Source organism: Pseudomonas iranensis (genome assembly GCF_014268585.2).
Lineage (GTDB): Bacteria > Pseudomonadota > Gammaproteobacteria > Pseudomonadales > Pseudomonadaceae > Aquipseudomonas > Aquipseudomonas iranensis.
Map to the genome: position 1 here is coordinate 3,006,698 of NZ_CP077092.1, position 17,857 is coordinate 3,024,554.

The window sequence follows — 17,857 nt, forward strand, 5'->3', positions numbered from 1 at the left end:
GGACTTAGCCCATGAACAAACCTTTTGTCGTACCGGTTAATCCCGACTCTGCCTGCCAGCCACCCTCGACGAAGGATTTTCTGGTTGATCGCACCTTCCGCGCGCTCGCACGCATCGGTGTGGTACTGATTCTGGCGCTGGTATTTGCACTGGTGTTCGAAGTCGGACGCAAGGCACTTCCCGGTATGGAGAAGCACGGCTTCGATGTGCTTCTGGGCAGCGTGTGGGACGTCAACCAAGGCAAATACGGCATCCTGCCGGCCATCTGGGGCACGCTTTACAGCGCCTTCATCGCTTTGCTGATCGCCGGTGTCTTTGGCGTGAGCATGGCGATTTTCCTGACCCAGGATTTCCTGCCGACCAAGCTCGCTGCGCTGTTTCGCACCATCGTCGAACTGCTCGCGGCCATCCCCAGCGTGGTCTATGGGCTGTGGGGGATTTATGTAGTGATTCCGGCGATTCGGCCGCTGACGACCTGGTTGAACAGCGAACTGGGCTGGATACCCTTTTTCGGCACGTCCCTGAGCGGTCCGGGCCTGCTGCCCGCAGCGCTGGTGCTCGCGATCATGATTCTGCCGACCATTGCCGCCGTGTCGCAGGACGCGCTGACGGCTGTGCCGATGAAAACCAAACAGGCCGCGTACGGCATGGGCACAACCCATTGGGAAGCGATTCTCAAGGTGATGGTGCCTTCGGCCGCCACCGGCATTTTCGGCTCGCTGGTGCTGGGCCTGGGGCGCGCGCTGGGTGAAACGATGGCGCTGGCCATGCTGGTCGGCAATGCCAACAACATTTCCCTCTCGTTGTTTGCACCGGCCAACACGCTTGCCGCTCTGCTGGCGCTGAACTTCCCCGAAGCCGGGCCGAACGAGATCGAGGTGTTGATGTATGCCGCGCTCGTACTGATGTTGATTACGCTGATCGTGAACATTTTCGGCTCGATGATCATGATGTACGCCCAACGGGGTAACAAGTGATGACTGATCTGACCGCAGCAACAGACCTGACTGCGCCAACCGGTGCGATGCCCAGCTTGCAACGCAGGTTCGAAGGCCGCGCGCTGCGCAGCCTGATCCTGACCACCCTGGTCTGGGCAGGTGCTTTGCTGGCCAGCGTGCCGCTGATTTCCGTGCTCTACATGCTGATCACCCGCGGTGGCGCGCGTCTGAACCTGGAAGTCTTCACCGAACTGCCGCCGACCGGCTTCGAGATGGGTGGCGGTTTCGGCAATGCGATGGCGGGTACCTTTGTGATGGTCGGTATCGCGGCAGCGATCGCGGTGCCGGTCGGAATCATGGCGGCGATCTTCCTGGCTGAGCTGGGGCCGGACAGCAAGCTGGGGAACGCCGCGCGTTTTGCCGCCAAGATGCTTACGGGCCTGCCATCAATCCTGGCAGGTGTATTTGCCTACGCCTTGGTAGTCATGACCACCGGCACGTATTCGGCACCGGCAGGTGGCGTGGCGCTCGCCGTCCTGATGCTGCCTATCGTGGTGCTGACCGCCGAAGAGTCGATGCGGATGGTGCCCAAGATCATGAAAGATGCTGCTTATGGCATGGGCTGCACGCGCTCGCAGGTCATCTGGAAAATCATCTTGCCGACCGGCATGCCGGCGATCCTGACTGGCGTGATGCTCGCCGTGGCGCGTGCCGCAGGCGAGACGGCACCGTTGTTGTTTACCGCGCTGTTCAGCAACTACTGGATCTACCACCAGGGCAATCTCGATGTCATGAATCCGACTGCCTCACTGGCGGTGCTGATCTACAACTTCTCCGGCATGCCTTTCGATAACCAGCTCGAGCTCGCATGGGCGGCCTCGCTGGTGCTGGTGATGATCGTGCTGTTCGTGAACATCATCAGCCGGATTTTCGGCAAGCCCAAGTATTAAGAACGGGAGCATCTGATTTTGAACGTATCCACTGCGCAAATTGCCGCTCCGTTTGTCACCCAGGCGCCTGTAGTCATGGACTGCAAACTGGACAAGATTTTCTACGGCAACTTCATGGCAGTACGTGACAGCCACGTGCCCATCGAGAAAAACAAGATCACCGGATTCATCGGTCCCTCAGGCTGCGGCAAAAGCACCGTGCTGCGCAGCCTCAACCGGATGAACGATCTGGTGAAGGGCTTTCGTTTCGAGGGCCATGTGCATTTCCTCGGGCAGGACGTCTACGGCAAGGGCGTCGATCCGGTGGTCGTACGTCGCTACATCGGCATGGTGTTTCAACAGCCTAACCCGTTCTCGATGAGCATCTTCGACAACGTCGCGTTTGGTCTTCGCCTCAATCGCTACAAGGGCGATATCGGCGACCGCGTCAAGCATGCGCTGCAAGGCGCCGCGCTGTGGGACGAAGTCAAGGACAAGCTCAAGGTCAGCGGCCTGTCGCTCTCCGGTGGCCAGCAACAACGCCTGTGTATCGCCCGGGCGATCGCCACTGAGCCGGAAGTCCTGCTGCTGGATGAGCCTTGTTCGGCACTGGACCCGATCGCCACCCGACGCGTCGAAGAATTGATGGTCGAGTTGAAGAAGGACTATACCATCGCACTGGTGACCCACAACATGCAGCAAGCCATCCGTGTTGCTGACACCACGGCGTTTTTCTCGGTGGATATTTCCCAGGGCACACGCACCGGTTATCTGGTCGAGATGGGCCCGACCGCGCAGATCTTCGACAACCCGCGTGAACAGATGACCGGCGATTACATCAGCGGCAAGTTCAGCTGAGCCTTGCCACCGGTCACGGCCGCCTACCTGCACAAGCCAAATGGATTTGGCGGGCATCGGTGGACATTTACCAAGCGTTTCCAAGGAGCTCCAATGCCTGCCACGCATCGCCTTGATTTGCCTGCGATTGAACGCGCACTGCGGAAAGTGCAGAGCCGTTTCGCCGAACTCAGCCGGCACTTCACCGAGCCTCGGGACCCGTTCACTGACGAAGTTCTGCACAATGTGCTTGAAGGCTATGCGTTGGTTGATGAATATGTTGCCCGCGGCGTCGACCTGTTCGATCTGCAGCAACTGAACCTGATGCTGGAGATCAATGCCACAGTGCTGTGTGGCCGGGATCCGGCGCGCCGGCTGGAATACGCCCAGCATCTGGCAGCTACCGAGGCGCATTTCTTCAACAATGTTGAGGGAGGCATCAAGGACTTGTACAACTGGTATTGCGCGTATCGCAGTGAGTCAGTCTGGAAGCGTGCAGCGGGTGTCTATGTGCGCATTCTGAGCAAGCCGCAGCTGTTTATCGAAGGCAACAACCGCAGTGGCTCGCTGATTGTCAGCTACTTGCTCATGCGCGCGGGGCTGCCTCCATTCGTGTTGACCCTGGAAAACGCCGAGGGCTATTTCAACCCGTCTTCGGTCATCCGCAACTCCGCCAAGCATGGCGTCAAGGCGTTGTACGAATTGCCCAAGATCAAGAAAAAATATGCAGCATTCCTGGAAGAACAGGCGCCCGATCCAATGAAGTTCTTTCTCAAAGGCAAGCCTTTGCCTCTCTCTCAAGGTGGCCATTGATGAACTGGGCACCAGCATTTGCCAGATTGAGAACCTTCGGCAGCCGGGCAGGGCAGGCTATCCGCTGCGCTTTGCCGCAGTTGTTCGAACGTCAGCGCATACGAATTTCGTTCGATATCGATGACACGCTCGCCTGCCAGCTCCACCACTGCGCAGTCGAGAACAGTCGACTACCGGCCTGTATTCATCGTTGGCTGGGTGAACCGTTGCGGATGGGCACACGATCACTTATCCGAGAGCTGCGTCGCCAGAATTGCAGTGTCTGGGTCTACACCTCATCCGGGCGCACGCCGTCCTATATCAGGCGCTGGTTGGCGCTGTACGGTATCCGCGTCGACGGCGTGGTCAACAGCGTGCTGCACAACCGTGCCCTGACGGCGCACGGAATGTCGAATGCGCCTTCCAAGTATCCGCCAGCGTTCGATATCGACTTGCATGTCGATGATTCGGAGGGCGTGCAGATTGAAGGCAAGGATCATGGCTTCCGAGTGGTCGTGGTGCATCCCGAGGATGATCGCTGGGCGCAGAAAGTGCTCGATTCGGTGGCCAAGGTCCAGGCGCAGCTCGCCTGGCAGCAAATGCGCAGGCCTCAGGCGCCGGTGCAACAGCGTGCGGAGGCTGTCTTTGAGTCGCTTGGCTGAGCGGGTACGCATTGGCTATTCGGGCAGCAGCGCCCCAAGTGTACGAGGCACTGCTGTGAAATGACTCAATGGATGCGCAAACGCTGCTGCGCAAAACATGTCTGGCAGAAACGACAAAGCCCTGAATAATCAGGGCTTTGTCGGTACAAAATATGGCGGAGGCGATGGGATTCGAACCCTTATCCAAGGTACCCTCTGTTAAATGGGGTAATTCCAAGGATCGCTCAACCTCGTGCAATTGACTGCAGCCTAACATATCCGGAGCTTTCCGGGAACTCCCAATCACTTAAACAAGCATGCAGCCGGTTGCATGCTTGTCTGATACTCATACCGCCAGTTCGCAGCCCTTAACCACGAATCCCGAGCCTCTACTTAATGCAAAGCGAAGAGCACAATCCGGCACCCCGGCGATAGTTTCGGGAGGTGGGCGAGCATGACGTGCCCGCCATACTGCCCCACCAAGCGATGTAATGCTGTAGCGTTTCGCTCGGATGTGTCAGGCCCCACAACCGCTGCTGAGCGTCTATCTCTCCTGGCCTAGATTTAGCAGCCCAATTCAGTAAGGCAATTACTGCGCTGCGCGACGCGCGAATTAGCGCCGCTCCGCACGAATGTACTTGCGCAACTCGATCCCGATGTCGCACAGCTGAGCGAAGGCATGAAGCATCTCGCCTTGCAGCTTTTCGCTGATCAGCTGCATTGCAAGAAGCGCATATAAGAATCCAGCAAACTGCGGTCGGATGTCGTTTTGAGACCATTCGAGAGTTAGGTTGTGCAAAATATTTCTCAAGATTGTTTCGGCGTTAGGGCCTTTCATCGTCCCCATCGCGGTAGTCAGTGAGTTGATTATCTCAGAGCGCTTGGCTTCGTAGCGCTCACCGACTTCCACGACCTTCTGCAGGCGGAATTCCTCGTCAGAGGGTCTTTCTGTGTTGCGGTCGTAGATAGGTGCACTGGTTCCGTCTGGCAGGTGCGCGGTAAGGCCACGAATTTCGATGCCGTCATACCATGCCGACGGAAGCTCTTCAAAACCTCGGCCGCGGGGAAGGTGAAGCTTACCTTCCACCGCTTGGCGACCGTTACTGCGGCCATTGATATGGCCATTGGCAGGTGCGGGGCAGACTTTTCCGTCATGGAGCAATAGGTGGTGCAGCAAAGGGTGGTCGATGCGGTAGTATTTTTCCGAGTCCATTTTTTTCTGCATGGTGATTCCTTTACTGTTGATACGGCCCACTGATTCAGCACGTTGTAGCTGTTGCGGGCAATGATTGATCGATATGGCTTGATCCAACTAATTGTGATGCAGATTTTTTGGCAGCAAAGCTGCGAGAGAGGTTATCAAGCCGGGAAGCCTTTTGATGCCTTCATCGCTTCTAAGCGAACCGAGAAATAGCTTCTGGCGCGCAACTAGATGCATTACTCACACGTCCTGCCGAGCGCTCTTCGGCGTTCTGAAGAGCGCTCGGTAATCGCCTTAGTTTTGCTTGCGGTGCTTCAATCGGGCGCTACGTGCCTTCACGACAATGGAGGCGTAAGCAATGGAGAGCGAGATAGGGTTTTCCTGCTCCGCCAGAAGCAGCAAGTGACGGCCAATAGTCTCTGGATCAAAGCCTCTAATGGCTTCATTGGTGAGCATGTCCAAATCCAGAGAGGAGACGATGGGCTCCTCTTGGGCAGCCCAATCTGAGTCTACTGGGAGGGGATCAATTCTCGACTCGTTAGGGTTTGACGAATGAGCTGAGCTGGGCGCAGCTGCCTGGCTAGTCAGAGGCTCAACCAATGCTGAGGGCCGTGCGTCATGGTGCAACGGAGCGCTATCCACGAATTTTGGCTGAGCGCGTTCGGATTGCTTGAACATGTCCGGGGTATCCATCCCAGCGGAGGGGAGCGTCTTCACATTTTCCGACTCTAAGCCATTGTCTGCTCGATATCGAATGAGTACAGACTGTCCAAAATCCAGCGTGAACCATCGCCACGCCGTATTCTTTTGCAAGCCACGGTACGGCTCTCCCGAGGCAACGGCATTGCCCAAACCTTCGACTGACGTTTGCCCCCTCTTGATAGACAACATATCAATAGCTGCCCGTGGCGGTTGCCAGTAGAGGGTATCTGGGTAATTGAAGGTCGCAGCCGATTCGCCTTGGCTGATCTCGTACATGCGCGTCGCTTCGTCGGTAATGTAAACGCTGTCTTGAATAGGCCCCAAAAATCGAGCATCAGGATTAGCTGCTCCCAACAGCGCGCCTGCCATGGTTGCAATCGTGTCGGTGTCGCTATCGAGCAGATTGGCCACCACTTCGATGACCTCCTGGGAACCGTATCGCTTTCCGATGAAGGCCGCGAAGTTTGCAAACAGGGCGCATTTGAGCCCAGAACCGCGCTCCTCTTTACTCAGTCCATTCTCTAGCGCAATCAGCCGGGAGTAGATGCCCACCCCATCTGATTGGTAGTTGGTTTCGATCAAATCGAATGCGTGGCGAGTTGATTGCCGCCACTCATTGGCGGTTTCAGAAATGGCGGTGCTCAGTGACCGACCCGACTTCTCTTCCCAGGTAGGCAACCAGAAAGTCGACAACTCGTTGTCGTTGGCGATGATTTGATGGATGCCTTCGATATCCTTCGCGAAGTTAAGCCATTCCTCAGGCCCAGGAACCCTTCCTGTCTCAAGAGTATGGGCCAGGCTCAACGCGTGAACGACGGCACCGGCAACCCCCCGCATGTGACCGTGGGTGCACAGGGAGTTTCGAACCACGTCTGGAAGAAAGGACTGTTTGTTCCTCAGGTCAGCGGCGGCCCAGACATGTGGCTGGACTCGCATGGCCGCACCATTGCCGCCGCCGTTTTCATAGTTAGGGAAAAAGTTGCTAAACCAGCTGTTACTTCGATTACAGAGAGCCCCGGCAGCAGATTTACTGCCCCGGCCCGCACCTAATGCGTAGGCTTGCCATACAGGCAGCTCAATCTTGGCGAATGCTTCAACGTCGAAGTAGCCCTGTCCTGTGATGGCCCTACAAGTCGATAGGCGCAGCTGGGTGTCGTCGGAATATGCACCGGCGGGTAGTTGCACTTTTGCTCCAAAGCGGCCACCGATAAGGCGCTTCCAGCTCTCCGTACGAGTTACGCGAGAATGTCCAAGACGCTGTTGCACGGTCTTATCAGAGGCAAGTTCTGTAGGAAAGCCCAGCGCATCCCCATAGGCCGACCATAGGGCTGAGGAAACTGTACGTTTGAGTCGATTTTCTGACATTGAATGGCTCACTTAATCTCGTCAAACAGGTCTGGGTTCACGATGACGGGGACTACTCGGTGACCCATTGCATACATTTGTGCAGCGATCTCATTGCTGTCCGAGTCGCATCGGGCATACACACGCTGTAGGTAATCCGTTGAGACCTCACCTGGATACAAAATCTCAGCTTGAGGGCAGGTTGGGAGGCACAGTGGATGGTCATTAGATCGGGTGATTACGTTGCCTGACCAGAGCATAGTGCTTTCCTTGAATGCATCACCAAGGCCATCGGCACCCTGAGCGCGGCGAACGCCTGAGTAGATGTTGTTTGTCGTAGTGAACCAGACCCCATCGTGCTGCATTATCTCAGGTGAAAAATCAAAAATGCACCAGAAAAAATCCTGTTCACGATGCCAATTGCCGGAGTATTTAAAGAAGGTAGTGTTAATACGACTTATCGAGAGGTTGGCATAATCCAACCAAGCCGCGTCCTTGTTCCGACTTTGCGCATTGGGTTGGAAAATGTGTTTGAGCTGCTCGTCTGCATCGAGGCGTTGGCGAGATTTGAGTGCGCTGGAGGCAAAGATGCCGAGAGCACCACGGTTGGTGGTGAAGTGGACAATGGACTCAATGCCCCGATCTTTGCAGAGCTGCTCGATGCTCATACCTTCACTTCCGTGTACAGGTCGTTGTCGATGAAGCGCATGATATCGGGAGCGTCAAAAGTTTTGAACCCGATTGCTACGCTTTCCCTTGCGCGGCCTATCCCCATGGCGATGAGCCTGCGCAGGCGAGAAGACAACTCATATTCATCGCTTCCCTGTCCATCGTCGGCATCGTCTTGAGGAGTGGACACATCCAAGATGCTGCCATCCAGGCCAATCATGATGACGTGATCGAATTCAAGGCCTTTGCTCGAATGCACGCTGCAGAGCGCGATATTCTCGGGGCCTTGGGGCCAATTAGGCTCACCAGTTAATTCGACATAGCCCAGTCCTAGCGACTGTAACGCTCGCCTGAGATCCCGGAAATAGAGTCTGGGGTGGAGAAACGCCACCGAGTCCTTCTCCAGATCGATCTGACTCAGATAGTCCAACGCCCAACGCAACTGGTGAGGGTAATCCCCCATCACTACGAAGGGCTTGATGCCATTCGATCGGGCGCTTCCGAAATCAGGCATGGTGCCATTATCGTCCAGTGTTAGGCCGGCGAGCATCGCGCTGGCGAATTGTGCGATTTCACGAGTATTTCGGTAATTTGTCTGAAGCCGGCTGCTTTTTTCGGGCCGCAGGGTGACCCCTACCTCGCTCCAGGTAAAATTTCGGCTGTAGATGCGTTGTGCGCTGTCCAGGACAAATGTGATGGTTGCGTCCTCGGACTTCTGGTTCAGAACCGCGCGGATTTCATTGGCTGAAAAGTCTTGGGTTTCGTCCACGACGATAACATCGTACTGACGAAGCTTCTGAGTTGAAAGCATTGCAGCCAGGTCATTCCAGTCCACCAGATTCTTAGCCCGCTTCATTTCCATATAGGGGCGGATGACCTGATCCAGCAATCGTTGGCGAGCAGGGCGCTCCATCCGTGGGGTGATCCCGCGACCATCCCGCCGAGTGGTTAAGTAGTCATCCAGGTCGTCCGGCGCAAATCGGCCAAGAACGTACACTGCCTCGTCGACAACAAAGTCGGCATTCATCTTCATGCGGCTCGCGAGGGCTCTAAGGTGAGCCTCCGTACCTGTGATGTTGATGATGCCTTGGGCGCCTGTTAGGTGTTGGGCCCACTTGTTGAAGGTGTAGAAATCGAGATTGACCAGGGGTTCGTTGGCGAACTGCCGTTCCGTGAGCTCAGCAATGTAGCCGCGCAACGTCCGGTTGAAGGTCAGCACCAAGATTTCAACCGAGCCTGGAACGGGACGTTTCTTCTCACGGTTCAGGTAGAAACCTGCTGCGGAGCGCAGCTTGAGCAGCGCCGTGGTGGTCTTGCCGCTGCCGGCAGCCCCTCGAATCACCTCGACGCCCGCGCTGCTGCGAGAGAAAAGGGCCAGCTGTTCTGGGCTGGGCCTCACGTTGATCAACGCTTTCATACTGCAATCCCTGGCAATAAAGGGCTAAATGCTATCACTGAACGACTGACATTGCTGTAGGGCCAGCGCATCAATAAACGCAGCCATTTTGCGCTTTTTGCAGATGCAGCCCGGGCGAGATAGGCGAGCAGCGCCACTGACTTCGTTCAAGTTTGTCCTTTCGCCTCGTCGAGCTTTGGAGGAAGCATCGAAAATGTTCAGCGTGGAGGCAAACTGATATCATTAGGTGCTAGCATCTGTATGCAGGACACGCCACCTCCAACGGACGGGGAAAAACCGCGTCGCGCCGGTGGGAAACGTTGGGTATTCGAGTAAGGAAGATCGATGTACATAGGTTTCGAGCTGAATGATTACCAGCCCCTCCGTAAGGTTCATTCCTATGAAACCGATGCGTTGGAAGAACAGGCAAAAGGCGCCTTCGACAAGCTGTCCGAATACATGGTGGGCAAATTCCAGGGCAAAGACGTCATTGACGCGGGACAGCTGGCTGACCATCTGTTCCCGACTAAGAGGGCCCATGTGTTCCTGTCACATTCGCACCGGGACGCTGACCAGGCTATCGAGCTGGCTGTTGCCCTGCAGGACAAAGGGCTAAACGTGTTCGTCGACTCCTGTGTATGGGGCTATTTTCCTAAACTGCTTGACGCCCTCAACGAGGTGTACGCCGAGCCTAAGAGAAAGCCCGAGGGTGGAGTCGTCTACGACTATAGAAAAGCGACTGACCTGGCCGCCGGCGTTCACATGATGCTCGCGGGCGCACTTCAGGCGATGATCGACCGGTCAGAGCTTTTCGTGTTCCTGAACACCAGTAACTCGGTACCCATGACTAACTTCGCGGGTGTGGATCAGACGTTTTCCCCATGGATCTACTCCGAGCTCCAGTTTAGTGCGACTGCTCGTACCCGGGTTCCACCTCGACACCAGATCACAATGGACTCGGTGTCGATCGAAGAGCAGCGTCATTTCAAAGCGATCGCGAGTAGTGAAGCATTGCTGTCCTTCAAGGCTTTCAACAAGCATTTGCCCAAAGTTAACGGTGGCGAATTGAAAACCTGGTTCACAGGTACCCACGAGCGCGAAACCCGTGCCTTGGATAGCTTGTACGGTGCTTCGGATATTCCCGAAAACTTCTTCAGGCTGCGTAACGCGCTGGAGAAGCAAGAGCTACTGGGCTCCTGATCGCGCTGCGATTATCGGCTACCAAGGCCCCCTTATAGAGGCAGCCTAGCCAGTCGATCGGCTCAGCCTTGGGATAGTCGCGACGAGGGGGGCAGTAGTTTGTCGAACGCAGGGAACGCCTCGGTGAGGCCATCAACCGGTTCACCCACCGCTGATAGCGAGCCTTCTCAGGTTGAAATCCTTGAGGTACTGCGGGAGGCCAAGGTGCTTGCCCGTCGATATTATGACCTCACCGGTAAACCCTTGGGTATCACGGGCGAAGTGGCCGAATACGAAGCCGCCATGAAGCTGAATCTTTCTTCATCCGCCGAGGCAAGCGGGCTATGACGCCACGGAGGTTCGCCAGGAAGGGGAGGTGAAAATCCAAATAAAAGGTCGTTGCATCACCGACCCTCAAAAAATATCGGGCCGCATGGGATCTATCGATTTGCGGCAAGCCTTCGATACCGTGCTCTTGGTGCTACTAGACTCCGACTTCAATGCATTCGCTATGTATGAAGCCAGTCGTGCCCAAGTGGGCGCAGCCCTGAGTATTCCTGGATCGAAGGCCAGAAATGAGCGGGGTGCGTTGGCCATCAAGCAGTTCATGGCCATCGGCGCTGTGCGATGGGTTCGTGAGCAAGAAGCCCCCATCGAAGATACTGACGCTTGGCCAGAGACATCCACTGAGCGTAAGAGGTGCCGGGGTAGCGGCCGTATAAATCATCCTGCGCCTGCCTTAGGAGGAGGCGTACTCTAGATGTTATCGAGTAATCTGGTCGGATTCTTTTTACTCCGTCCAGGCGCCCTCCAAGCAGCTACCCTCTGATCAAACCTTGCTTCGCAAGATGCTGCCCCCATGCAGCCTGGAAAGCGACTCAAGGATTTCCATTGAGTTGGGTCGTATCACTTGCTCATCGATCCACTCTCGCAGCCTTATATCTGTCAGCGGCTTAAGGTGATCTGTTTTGGCCTCATGGAAGACGGGCACCGAGTCGAAAGCCCACGATTCATTGGCGACCACCAACTCTTTGGCATGCTTGGCTTGCCAAATAAAATGGCTAAACATCAGCTCCATATGAATCCAAGGAGACCCAGTTTTATCCTCGTCTTCGATTGAGTGCTGCGTTGATAAGGAATGGTCGGTGTTCAAGAAAAACAACGCGGTGGATTCGCTGATCATTTGCTGCAAAGCTGTCGCTAGGATCATGTACACATGGGCGGTCGAGCGATTGCGCAGGTCGTAGTGATAACGAGTGGTACCCACGATTTTGCAATGCTTCTCATCGATTGCCTTCAGGAGTTCGTACGCCGAACCCCAAACCGTAGAGTCGATGAATGCTGTTATCCCTTTCTTTTTCAGATCCAGCGCGAGCTGGATCGCCAAGGCTTGATCCTGGTAGGAATGGGATATGAAAATGTCGCATCGCTGCGCTGGGAACAATTGCTTGATGACGGTTTTGGCATCAATGCTAACGTTGTCTTTCAATAAGTAATTTTTAAGCTTGACCGTTGAGGCTTTAAGATTGCTCTTGAAGTCACTTACGTCCTTGGTAATAGGGAAATGTTCGGGGTTGATGTCAATGTTGAAGCCGTATTCCATTTTGTGGTTATCCTTTACCGAAAGTATTGTCCGGATCGTGTCTTGGTTTCGAGGGTTTCACTGACAGCTTGCGTTCGCTGTTTAGCCCGATCCCCAGGCCATGGGTGAACAGACCAACGTAGTCGAGCAGCTCGTCGTAATCCTTTTCGTCGGGTGTGAGCCAGGACTCAATTGAGGCAGAAGCGCCACCAGGGCTGCGGAGCGCTATCACATTTGCTCGGGGATGATCCCTTTTGAACTGCTTGTGTTCGTCGAGGATACCTTGTTGCCCGCCGATGAAGACCGCGGCCTCAAACTTGTGGTGGCTGAACATGGCTCTTCTCATGAGTTCCAGACTCGACTGCCGGTCGCCAGTTGAATCTACTTCAATCAAGTTTTCAAATCTGAGGTTCACCTTTGGAGCTACCTTTGCGAAGTATTTCGACTGGTAGATCGTCACGGCAGCTCTGTTGTCGACTCCTAGATCCTCGCAGACCGCGAGAATGAGAGGGGAGATTGTGGGATGACCACCAAATACGAGATGTTTACGACCCACTACGGTGTACAGGAATGTTCGAAGCGATGCCTGAATCAGCATCGGATCACATTGTTCATAGAAACTGTTATGACTGCTTGGAACGCTGGCAGAAAGGAATATTTTGCCCATATCGTTGGCCTCAGATTTAGCTGTATGGAGGGATGCGCTGGTTCAGACGTGTGCCCGATCTCTGACTATCGAGTGATCATTCACCATGATTGCCGGCGGAGACGCTTGCAGGTCAATCTCTGGAAGGAACGTTTCGAACGGGCACGCGGTTCCTAATACCAATCTTGGAATCGATGGCCAGCGGCGTTCGCCTTCACCAAGCGCGCATGCCCATCAAGCCTGTCTCCGAGCCATTGCATGTGGGCTTTCCAGGTTCTTTCTTCGATCCCTTCTTCGTTATAAATCACGGCAACTGGAGGCGAGTGCTCCTCCAGCGATGCTTCATAGAATGACTCGCTGGTTGGTACGCGAAGCTCTGGGTAGACAACGATTTCTTCATTTTTTACTGAGACCACCAATCCTCTTCGGGACGAAGCGCCCAGCACTTTACCGCCGGCGGCCTCTACCGAAGACGTTAGCTTCCCGACAAGATCCCGGTACCTGATCGATACGCTTTTGCTTCGATAGAGCTCGATTTTCTCGAGAATCTCGGTCAAAGCGTCCGACTGAATCAGCCGATCTGCACCGAGATCAGAATCCTCCAACTGGACTTGTCCGCTGATCAAATGGATGTTGGTTGCTTCAACGCGTGGCCACCCAACGCGAAGCATGGCGAGTTTCCTCAACGAAGCCCTTTCGAACTCCAGCTCAGTCCAGCGGCCTTTGAAGTACCCTGAGCTATCGAGGTAGACGAGTACGTCGGAGTCGCAGAGGCGCTGCCATAGCACCTCTTGGAAGTGCTCTCCAGGTAAAATCCCGTGCGTGTCGAGGAAAACGTCGTACTGCCTCGCACACAGTTCTGAATACAGTTGCAGAGCGGCCTCTGTGGACTCTTTGCGTCGATAGCTGAGGAACACCCGGCGCTGACGTGGGATCAGCGAGCTTGCCTCCAGGAGACAGCTCGCAAGGATAGCTGGGCTTTGGGTCATCGCAACGCCGTTCAATGCTCCAAGCTTTCCAGGAAATTCGGCTTTAAAAGTGTCTGGATCCCGCGCAACCGGAACCAGTGGTACTCGGCGGTCAATGAAATGCTCAATGGCCGCCTCATCAGTGGCATTGATGCTTGCGCAAAGGGCTGCGCAGCAGCGATCAAACTTGGGTCGGAAGCGCCTGGGATCTCCCCGAAACAGTGTCACGTCTTCATGAAGCACTAACCCGAGTTCCGAAATTCGCTCCTCTAGAGCGGCCTCGATCTCATCGGCAATAGCGGTGGGAAAGTCGCCTAGTAGGGCGAGGGAGTAGCGGGCGTCCATGAAGCTTCCGAGCCTCTCTATATCGTTGGCGTACAAGTGGCGGGCCGGGGACTCCGCACACCCAGTCGCTTGGGTGGGCTCAGTTCTACCGGTCAACATGCTATAAGTGGCGATAAGCTATCATGTATCCAACGCACATGCTCTTGAATGCTGCTAGAAAGGTGCAGCCCTTTCCGTGCTTTCGTCCAGTAATCGGCAGTAGACAGATCAGAGTTTCTGGTGGCTTGCGGGGCTCAGAAATGGAAACCATAAAATCCGAGATGACCAGGCATGCTCCGTGTGAACATTGCCGCATCACAGCCCTCTATCTCAAGGAAATCCAATGCTGATGAGATTCGACCCTCCAACCCGAATCACCTACATTGCGTTGACCTACGCGATACCATGCTTGGCGATGTTCGCGCTATGGATGCAAGACGATTTGACGAATCTAACTGCAGCTCTGACGCTGGGTGTGGCTGCAACCTTGTTTCTTCGAATGGAGTGGATACAGAACTTCGTCCGGGCGAGGTGGCAACGTGAGTATGAACAAAAACTGGCCGCCACGGATGCGGCATTGGCTCGGGATGATCTAAGCGCCATAGAGCGTCGTCGGCTTCAGCGCTATCGTAACCAACTGGCTGATCGCTACCATCTGGTTACCTCTCCCGCGGTAACCTACAAGCCGATCAATGTCATGGGGTATGTGCTCAAATTCAGTGTTTACGCGTTCAAGAACTAGGTTGAGTTTGCTGGATTCTTAGCCTGCGGTTTTTTCGCGAGATCGCTATGCTGCTGGATCACGACTTCAAGCGCCGCCGCCGGCTACAGGGCATGCTTTGAGAGTCAGGGGCAAGGTCAATTGAGTCACGCACTCAGTGTTCGAGATGGGCAACAATGCTCACCTCGGCACGCTCAAGCTTTGAAGGAGCAGGGAATGAGCATTTTTAGTTGGCTGTTCAAAAGGCCCAAGGCCGTCAACGCTGAAGCCGACCCCGGGTTTCCAAAGGGGCGTCGCTCAACGCTCCAGGTTTCGCGTGATAAACATTTTTTGACGGTGGAGTCGCTCGACTTTTACGGGTTATATCAGCTGTCTAAGTCAAAGCACTGGGCGATTGGGTGGCGCGACTCAGACCCTGCGGCGGGCCGAGGAGGACATCGGGAGTCGGGCCTTGGAGCCTACGTACTGGCGGATCTGAGCAGCGGTACAGTCAGTTGCAACGGAAGCATGGCTAGGCCGAACAACGGTCACGTTTCCGACTCCGGTGTTTTCTGCTTGGAGAACTGGCATTTTGGCAGCTCTCTTTCTGGAACATTCAGTGTCTTCGATCCCGCGGGAGCTGTAATCATCACGAAAGAGCTGACGGCCAATATCTTCACCAGCGACATTTCTAGGAATGGGAAGTACGCTTTCTGCGCCACAGCAAACAGCCCCAGTGAGCATGGCAACAAGGTCTTCCTGTTCGACCTGCTCAAGCGGGTAGAGCTGTATTGCGTCACTCCAAAAGCCGGATGGCCCGAAAGCTATGAGGTCGATGAGAAAACGGGAGAACTGATTGCACATTTCAAGGAGGTCGGGAGCTTCCGGTACGACATTGATGGCCAATTCCTAGGTGGTGATCAACTCGAGGATGCGAATCTCACCTCGTCTCGGTTTGAGCGCATTCTCCTCTCAGCAGAGAAGGTGCTAGGGGAGGTCAATCTAACAGACGAGCGCGTCGTTGAAGTCCTGGATGCTGTCCAGCGTGCCAGGTCGCTTGGCGCAGACCAATATCCTGCTTGGAGAGCCACTGCCTTGAAAGTAAAGGGGCTCGCGCACGAGCACCTGAGCCAGTACGCCGAGGCAGTCCAGGTTTACGAAGAAGCGCTTTCTTTGAACCCTAAAATCGGTGTGAAACGTAGGCTCGCTTCTGTGGCGAAGCGGATCAACGCTGGATAGCAGGCACTGAATCCCGGGGTTCAAGCTCTGTAGGCTGGCCGTGGTGCGGTCAGTAATCGACAAGAAACGAAAGAGCCCCAGAGGGGCTCTATGACACATTACAATCATCCAGTTTGTAATGTGGTTCTACCGCGGCACATCGCAGAGGTTGTGTTGCTCACCGAGTGGAGAGGGAACCGTCGGTAGATGCTTTTTACTGTATGCATATACAGTTATCCTGTCAATCATAATTTGATGAATTATTGGGCTTTGTTCATTGGGTTCATCATATGACAAGGCAGCGAGATGCGACTCGGAGAACCTTGAGCAGCCCATACTTCCATCGCACGCTGAACGATCCGGTGTGTACTGGCTAGATTGAGCGTATTCCGTTTAGGATGCGGTCATGCGGAGTCCTCGATCAATAGCGAAATACGCCCTTGGGTAATCGTCCAAGTCAGACCTTCGGTGCCGAGCCGGCGTAGGCATGAGCTCCAAGCCACTAGGATGCTCGCCTCAGTTCGTACCCGTCTAGGCCCAATGCTGGCAATTTGCCGTTTTTGCGTTCAGAGTGCAGTTGCCTACTGAACTGGCCTAATAATTCCGGACACCTCTTAAGGGCGATATGATTTCGCCAATCTGGAGGTTTCATGAACGAAAGAAAGATTTATACCCGCGAATTCAAGCTACGTGCTGCCAGCATGGTGCTTGACGACAACTGCCCGGTTCCAGACGTTTGCGCATCGCTGGATATAGGCCCTACTGCCTTAAGGCGGTGGGTGGACCAAGTTCGCAAAGAGCGCGAAGGACAGCCGGTCAATGGCACTAAAGCGATTACCGAAGACAAGCGCGAGATTCAGGAGCTGAAAGCCAAGATCAAACGCATGGAGATGGAAGCCGATATCTTAAAAAAGGCTACTGCTCTCTTGATGTCGGATCCCGATCGTTTTCGATGATCGCGGAGCTAAGAGAGTCTTTTCCGACTGCCACTCTGTGTCGTGTTTTCGATGTGAAGCGCAGCAGCTTTTACGAGTGGCTTCAGCGGCTAGCCAAGCCACAGATAAAACGCGAAGAACTCAAGCTGAAAGTGGTTGAACTGCACAGCGAAAGCCGGGGTGCCATGGGCTCCAGAATGATCAGCAAAGGTCTGCAGGCCCAAAACATAGCGGCGGGAAGGAGTCTTGTCAGAGCGCTAATGAGAGAGGCAAACATTGTCAGCAAACAGCGCCAACCGCATCCATTTAGATCCAGGGGAGTTGAAGCATTTGTCGCACCCAATCTACTCAAGCGAAATTTCAAGCCAACGGCGGTTAATCAGGTCTGGTGTGGAGACGTTACCAGTCTGATGGTGGGCAAGCGCTGGGTTCATCTAGCCATTGTGATCGACTTGTTTGCTCGCCGGGTCATTGGTTGGGCGTTCTCGCTGGTCAATGACGCTAACTTGGTCAGCAAGGCGTTACGCATGGCGACACAGATACGAACATGCCCGCCGGGACTGATGTTTCACTCGGATCAGGGTTGCCAATACACCAGTCGCAAGTTTCAACAGGAACTAATGAGCCATGGCATCTTGCAAAGCATGAGTCATCGTGGCCAGTGCTGGGATAACGCTCCGACAGAGCGTTTTTTTGGAACCTTGAAATCAGAATGGGTGCCTCGCAGCGGCTACAGCCTGATCGATGAAGCAGAAACCGACATGGTGCGTTTCTTCGTGTATTACAACCGCACCCGGCTCCACAGCTACAACAGTTATCTGTCGCCAATAGCGATGGAGCAGAAAGCTGCCTAAAA

At 54.8% G+C, this 17,857-nt stretch carries 18 protein-coding genes; 11 read left to right on the forward strand and 7 right to left on the reverse strand.

Annotated elements, in window-relative coordinates; all coding sequences use genetic code 11:
- Nucleotides 1-11 precede the first annotated feature (11 nt).
- The 5 genes from pstC (at nucleotide 12) to HU724_RS13470 (ending at nucleotide 4,158) form a co-directional block, all read left to right on the forward strand.
- Entirely contained in the window at nucleotides 12-977 is a 966-nt protein-coding gene (pstC, locus tag HU724_RS13450) for a phosphate ABC transporter permease subunit PstC (RefSeq protein ID WP_024012838.1), read from the forward strand.
- Nucleotides 977-1,888, forward strand: a complete 912-nt coding sequence (pstA, locus tag HU724_RS13455; protein WP_016774590.1) for a phosphate ABC transporter permease PstA — start codon at nucleotides 977-979, stop codon at nucleotides 1,886-1,888. The genes pstC and pstA overlap by 1 nt, the downstream gene beginning before the upstream one ends.
- A 75-nt stretch (nucleotides 1,889-1,963) precedes the next feature.
- A complete protein-coding gene (gene pstB, locus HU724_RS13460) occupies nucleotides 1,964-2,725 on the forward strand; it encodes a phosphate ABC transporter ATP-binding protein PstB (protein ID WP_016774591.1) in 762 nt (253 codons plus the stop codon).
- A 93-nt stretch (nucleotides 2,726-2,818) separates the two neighbouring features.
- A complete protein-coding gene (locus HU724_RS13465; protein ID WP_076563142.1) occupies nucleotides 2,819-3,517 on the forward strand; it encodes a hypothetical protein in 699 nt (232 codons plus the stop codon).
- Entirely contained in the window at nucleotides 3,517-4,158 is a 642-nt protein-coding gene (locus tag HU724_RS13470) for a hypothetical protein (RefSeq protein ID WP_189691374.1), read from the forward strand. Before HU724_RS13465 ends, HU724_RS13470 begins: the two co-directional genes overlap by 1 nt.
- A gap of 592 nt (nucleotides 4,159-4,750) precedes the next feature.
- Here HU724_RS13470 and HU724_RS13475 read toward each other — a convergent pair.
- The 4 genes from HU724_RS13475 to HU724_RS13490 all read right to left on the reverse strand — a co-directional run bounded on the left by HU724_RS13475 (nucleotide 4,751) and on the right by HU724_RS13490 (nucleotide 9,470).
- Nucleotides 4,751-5,392 (reverse strand): hypothetical protein, encoded by a 642-nt coding sequence (locus tag HU724_RS13475; RefSeq protein WP_186567065.1) that lies wholly within the window; start codon nucleotides 5,390-5,392, stop codon nucleotides 4,751-4,753.
- A gap of 240 nt (nucleotides 5,393-5,632) precedes the next feature.
- Nucleotides 5,633-7,417, reverse strand: coding sequence for an ADP-ribosylglycohydrolase family protein (locus tag HU724_RS13480; RefSeq protein WP_225927688.1), 1,785 nt, complete (start codon nucleotides 7,415-7,417; stop codon nucleotides 5,633-5,635).
- Nucleotides 7,414-8,052 carry a DarT ssDNA thymidine ADP-ribosyltransferase family protein gene (locus HU724_RS13485; protein ID WP_186567063.1) on the reverse strand — a complete coding sequence of 213 codons (639 nt, stop codon included), beginning with the start codon at nucleotides 8,050-8,052 and terminating at the stop codon, nucleotides 7,414-7,416. The genes HU724_RS13480 and HU724_RS13485 overlap by 4 nt, the downstream gene beginning before the upstream one ends.
- Nucleotides 8,049-9,470, reverse strand: a complete 1,422-nt coding sequence (locus HU724_RS13490; protein WP_186567061.1) for an AAA family ATPase — start codon at nucleotides 9,468-9,470, stop codon at nucleotides 8,049-8,051. The genes HU724_RS13485 and HU724_RS13490 overlap by 4 nt, the downstream gene beginning before the upstream one ends.
- 324 nt (nucleotides 9,471-9,794) lie before the next feature.
- Between HU724_RS13490 and HU724_RS13495 the strand changes: the two genes are divergently transcribed.
- A complete protein-coding gene (locus HU724_RS13495; RefSeq protein WP_186567059.1) occupies nucleotides 9,795-10,649 on the forward strand; it encodes a toll/interleukin-1 receptor domain-containing protein in 855 nt (284 codons plus the stop codon).
- Between the two features lie 123 nt (nucleotides 10,650-10,772).
- The gene (locus HU724_RS27540) at nucleotides 10,773-10,976 is read left to right on the forward strand and encodes a hypothetical protein (protein ID WP_225927689.1); all 204 of its coding nucleotides are present in this window, start codon (nucleotides 10,773-10,775) and stop codon (nucleotides 10,974-10,976) included.
- A 481-nt stretch (nucleotides 10,977-11,457) separates the two neighbouring features.
- On the opposite strand, the gene HU724_RS13505 is transcribed toward HU724_RS27540, so the two are convergent.
- From HU724_RS13505 to thcB4, 3 genes are all read right to left on the reverse strand, one after another.
- On the reverse strand, nucleotides 11,458-12,231 hold the full coding sequence (locus HU724_RS13505; protein WP_186567057.1) for a toll/interleukin-1 receptor domain-containing protein: 774 nt from the start codon (nucleotides 12,229-12,231) through the stop codon (nucleotides 11,458-11,460).
- A gap of 7 nt (nucleotides 12,232-12,238) precedes the next feature.
- Nucleotides 12,239-12,877, reverse strand: a complete 639-nt coding sequence (thcA, locus tag HU724_RS13510; RefSeq protein WP_186567055.1) for a Thoeris type III anti-phage system protein ThcA — start codon at nucleotides 12,875-12,877, stop codon at nucleotides 12,239-12,241.
- A 152-nt stretch (nucleotides 12,878-13,029) separates the two neighbouring features.
- On the reverse strand, nucleotides 13,030-14,169 hold the full coding sequence (thcB4, locus tag HU724_RS13515) for a Thoeris type III anti-phage system protein ThcB4 (protein WP_186567053.1): 1,140 nt from the start codon (nucleotides 14,167-14,169) through the stop codon (nucleotides 13,030-13,032).
- Between the two features lie 322 nt (nucleotides 14,170-14,491).
- On the opposite strand from thcB4, the gene HU724_RS13520 reads away from it, so the two are divergent.
- From HU724_RS13520 to HU724_RS13530, 4 genes are all read left to right on the forward strand, one after another.
- A complete protein-coding gene (locus HU724_RS13520) occupies nucleotides 14,492-14,890 on the forward strand; it encodes a hypothetical protein (RefSeq protein ID WP_186567051.1) in 399 nt (132 codons plus the stop codon).
- Between the two features lie 195 nt (nucleotides 14,891-15,085).
- Nucleotides 15,086-16,087: a tetratricopeptide repeat protein gene (locus HU724_RS13525; RefSeq protein WP_186567049.1), complete on the forward strand. Its 1,002-nt coding sequence runs from the start codon at nucleotides 15,086-15,088 to the stop codon at nucleotides 16,085-16,087.
- 629 nt (nucleotides 16,088-16,716) lie between these two features.
- Nucleotides 16,717-17,022 (forward strand): transposase, encoded by a 306-nt coding sequence (locus tag HU724_RS27545; RefSeq protein WP_225927690.1) that lies wholly within the window; start codon nucleotides 16,717-16,719, stop codon nucleotides 17,020-17,022.
- Nucleotides 17,019-17,855 carry an IS3 family transposase gene (locus HU724_RS13530; protein ID WP_241196157.1) on the forward strand — a complete coding sequence of 279 codons (837 nt, stop codon included), beginning with the start codon at nucleotides 17,019-17,021 and terminating at the stop codon, nucleotides 17,853-17,855. The genes HU724_RS27545 and HU724_RS13530 overlap by 4 nt, the downstream gene beginning before the upstream one ends.
- The last annotated feature ends 2 nt before the right edge of the window (nucleotides 17,856-17,857 follow it).

Excerpts from the sequence above, each read along its gene's own strand:
- HU724_RS13490 (WP_186567061.1), bottom strand. The coding sequence starts at position 9,470 with ATGAAAGCGTTGATCAACGTGAGGCCCAGCCCAGAACAGCTGGCCCTT.
- HU724_RS27545 (WP_225927690.1), top strand. The coding sequence starts at position 16,717 with ATGAACGAAAGAAAGATTTATACCCGCGAATTCAAGCTACGTGCTGCC.
- HU724_RS13520 (WP_186567051.1), top strand. The coding sequence starts at position 14,492 with ATGCTGATGAGATTCGACCCTCCAACCCGAATCACCTACATTGCGTTG.
- HU724_RS13495 (WP_186567059.1), top strand. The coding sequence starts at position 9,795 with ATGTACATAGGTTTCGAGCTGAATGATTACCAGCCCCTCCGTAAGGTT.
- HU724_RS13505 (WP_186567057.1), bottom strand. The coding sequence starts at position 12,231 with ATGGAATACGGCTTCAACATTGACATCAACCCCGAACATTTCCCTATT.
- HU724_RS13465 (WP_076563142.1), top strand. The coding sequence starts at position 2,819 with ATGCCTGCCACGCATCGCCTTGATTTGCCTGCGATTGAACGCGCACTG.
- HU724_RS13485 (WP_186567063.1), bottom strand. The coding sequence starts at position 8,052 with ATGAGCATCGAGCAGCTCTGCAAAGATCGGGGCATTGAGTCCATTGTC.
- pstC (WP_024012838.1), top strand. The coding sequence starts at position 12 with ATGAACAAACCTTTTGTCGTACCGGTTAATCCCGACTCTGCCTGCCAG.
- pstB (WP_016774591.1), top strand. The coding sequence starts at position 1,964 with ATGGACTGCAAACTGGACAAGATTTTCTACGGCAACTTCATGGCAGTA.
- HU724_RS13525 (WP_186567049.1), top strand. The coding sequence starts at position 15,086 with ATGAGCATTTTTAGTTGGCTGTTCAAAAGGCCCAAGGCCGTCAACGCT.
- pstA (WP_016774590.1), top strand. The coding sequence starts at position 977 with ATGACTGATCTGACCGCAGCAACAGACCTGACTGCGCCAACCGGTGCG.
- thcA (WP_186567055.1), bottom strand. The coding sequence starts at position 12,877 with ATGGGCAAAATATTCCTTTCTGCCAGCGTTCCAAGCAGTCATAACAGT.
- thcB4 (WP_186567053.1), bottom strand. The coding sequence starts at position 14,169 with ATGGACGCCCGCTACTCCCTCGCCCTACTAGGCGACTTTCCCACCGCT.
- HU724_RS13530 (WP_241196157.1), top strand. The coding sequence starts at position 17,019 with ATGATCGCGGAGCTAAGAGAGTCTTTTCCGACTGCCACTCTGTGTCGT.
- HU724_RS13470 (WP_189691374.1), top strand. The coding sequence starts at position 3,517 with ATGAACTGGGCACCAGCATTTGCCAGATTGAGAACCTTCGGCAGCCGG.